Source organism: Armatimonas sp., assembly GCF_031410135.1.
Lineage (GTDB): Bacteria > Armatimonadota > Armatimonadia > Armatimonadales > Armatimonadaceae > Armatimonas.
The window spans coordinates 1-2,432 of record NZ_JANNYP010000150.1; the positions used below are offsets into that span (position 1 = coordinate 1).

5 protein-coding genes are annotated in these 2,432 nt (G+C 52.7%); all 5 read left to right on the forward strand.

Annotated elements, in window-relative coordinates; translation table 11 throughout:
- Positions 1-194: hypothetical protein (locus tag RMO15_RS05370; RefSeq protein ID WP_309708857.1), on the forward strand; the 194-nt coding region annotated here is incomplete at its 5' end.
- Positions 191-721 (forward strand): hypothetical protein, encoded by a 531-nt coding sequence (locus tag RMO15_RS05375; protein ID WP_309708859.1) that lies wholly within the window; start codon positions 191-193, stop codon positions 719-721. The genes RMO15_RS05370 and RMO15_RS05375, both read left to right, overlap by 4 nt.
- Before the next feature lie 21 nt (positions 722-742).
- Positions 743-1,171, forward strand: coding sequence for a hypothetical protein (locus RMO15_RS05380; protein WP_309708860.1), 429 nt, complete (start codon positions 743-745; stop codon positions 1,169-1,171).
- 176 nt (positions 1,172-1,347) lie between these two features.
- On the forward strand, positions 1,348-1,599 hold the full coding sequence (locus RMO15_RS05385) for a hypothetical protein (protein ID WP_309708864.1): 252 nt from the start codon (positions 1,348-1,350) through the stop codon (positions 1,597-1,599).
- A 126-nt stretch (positions 1,600-1,725) separates the two neighbouring features.
- Positions 1,726-2,432 (forward strand): hypothetical protein (locus RMO15_RS05390; protein WP_309708867.1); only part of this gene is annotated, 707 nt, incomplete at its 3' end.

The following is a 2,432-nucleotide window of genomic DNA, read 5'->3' on the forward strand; positions in this document are numbered from 1 at the left end:
AAATCGGCTTGCCTCACCACTTTTTTGTCCTGCACCCACCTCTTGACGAGGATGAACAATTAAAATACAATAGTATTGTACTAAGTTTACGTCAAAATCTAGGAGATTCCATTTATGAGCAGGCTTTTGAAGTAGGTGCTCAATGGCATCTTGACGAACTCTTAAAAAATCTCGAGTCAGGAATAGAATTATGAGCAGTCAATTATCAGGTAAACCTTTCATTTCCGGTGGAATAGGTTTAGCACTAGGCATAGGAATAATGTTTCTAGTTAATAGTCTATCCCGCCCTGATCGTACACTTGGCGAGGGTCAGTTTATACCTGTGACTATTACTCAAGAAGAGGAAGAGACTCCTGGTGGAGGCGGTTCGGCTAATGGAGGAGGAATCCAAATAAGAAGAAAACCTGTAAAGCCTACTTTTAAAGAAGACCGGCTAAAAATTTCAGCAACAGGTGAATATATATTAAAAACAAAACGAAAACTAAACATCAATAAAATCAAAGTCAGAGTAGTCGAGGTAAAATCAAGTGATGTTGATGATATTACAGGAAGTGTAAAATTAAATAACAATGAAAGCGGAAATTTCTCAATCAATATAATCGACGAGCAGACAATTTCGATAAAACATGACAATGGAACGACAGGATTACATTATATAATCTTAGACGGATTAGATATGAACGGGAAAAATATACTATTCCATGCGCCTATCTATTTTTAAACCACAATTCAGAGTAGTGTTATGTGGAAACGAATAGCAGAACAATTCGCCGGGCAGTATTTGCCCGGCGATTTCTTTATTTGTGAGCATGTTTTAGTTCCTGTACCGCCGTGGACAGTACGCGTTGAAGTGGAGCCGACGAGTTTGATTCCGATGACGCGGGTGAGTGCGGAGTGCACTCTGCGACGGGCGTTTTGTTTTCGTCTGGAGCGAACGAACCAAGGGACGGAACTGGCGACGAGTCACCCTCTCTTTGCGGAGAGTTTGCTGGCGCTTCCAGGTTACCGGGAGGCGCTGCTCTCGGAGCGCTTTGTGCTGGAGTTGGGGCCTGGGCTGCTATGGTGCGACACGTACGGCATCGTGACGGAGCAGGCGCGGCTGATTCGGCTGATTGAGATCGTGGCGGAGACGCTCCAGCGCCTACGGGACTTTCGGGTGATCGAGGGCTGAGCGGGTAGAATAGTCTTATAGACGACATCGCCGACACCGTTTGTGTGGTCCACGTAGGCAGGAGCGTGGGCTGAGTTTGCAGAGCTTATCCCCGATATTCAGGCGATAGGTCTGCGCGTCCGGGTCTATATCCCCACTGTCACCCACTGCCCGTATGAGGGAAAGGTTGCGCCCAATTGGCCGGGCACTTTCACGACACGAGCGGCGGGGCGCTGACGGGCGTTGCGCTGGGCTTGGAATATGGCCTGCGCTGCTTTGATAGTGCCGTTTCGGGCCTTGGGGGCTGTCCGTTTGCCCCCGGTGCGGCGGGAAATCTCTCCACCGAATATCTCGCTGCGTTTCTGGAGAGCAAGGAACTCGCGACGGGCGTGGACTTGGCAAAGCTGGCGACGACAGGAGCCTGGCTTCGCGCAGAGCTGGCGCGGTGAGACAGATTGGTGTTGGGCTGTCTCTCTCCTCCGCGATAGTACGGGGTAAGAGTTCCCGCGCAGGACTCTTTTCTGTTACAATGCGGGCTAACCCATCCTGACTACGAATCTACAGAGGACAACGCAATGTCAGATAAAAAGCGCCTGAGGCTGATTCTTGAAGCAATGACTCTCGAAACACTGGCAGAGTACCTGGGCAATGCTCGTGGTGCGCTACTGGCTCGCTATGGCCTTCACGACAGCAAGGGTAAGACTCTCGACTGCCTCAAGCTGGTGGCGGTAGGCAAGAATGAGTTTCTGGGGGTCGCCCACTGCCTGATCGAGGGAATCTTCCACCTGCGGCTCGTGCGTTCCAACAACCTCACCGACTGGGAGTATGTCACCACGCTCGACACTCACGCGTCCCAGGGCGAGCTGACAACTCTCGCGGATGGCTCCTTCTGGCTCGCCTACGAGCACGATGAGCCCAACTCCTGCTTTGTACGCCTGCGCCACTACGCCAACCGCGCGGCACTGGAGAAGGGCAAGTTCCTGCGTGAGCACACCCTTGGTCGTACCCTCGCACCCACCGCCGAGGGCACCCCCAGCTTTGAGAGTGTCGGCAAGGAGAGAATCAAGCTACGCTTTCACTACTACCGCAACGGCGACGTCGACCGGGCCGCGTCTGGCACTCTCTCGGGAACGGGCGGCTGGAGCACCCAGCCCGAGGCGGCGCTCAGTGCTGCCATTGAGGCGTTCGGTGTACGTGGCAATATCGGGGGACGCTGCAAGCTGACCCTAGGCAAGCAGAGCTTCTACCTGCAAGAGGGTCAGAAAACGAAAAACGACTGGGC

What these genes read in the sequence shown, in the direction of transcription:
- RMO15_RS05375 (WP_309708859.1), top strand. Translation starts at nt 191, where the DNA reads ATGAGCAGTCAATTATCAGGTAAACCTTTCATTTCCGGTGGAATAGGT.
- RMO15_RS05380 (WP_309708860.1), top strand. Translation starts at nt 743, where the DNA reads ATGTGGAAACGAATAGCAGAACAATTCGCCGGGCAGTATTTGCCCGGC.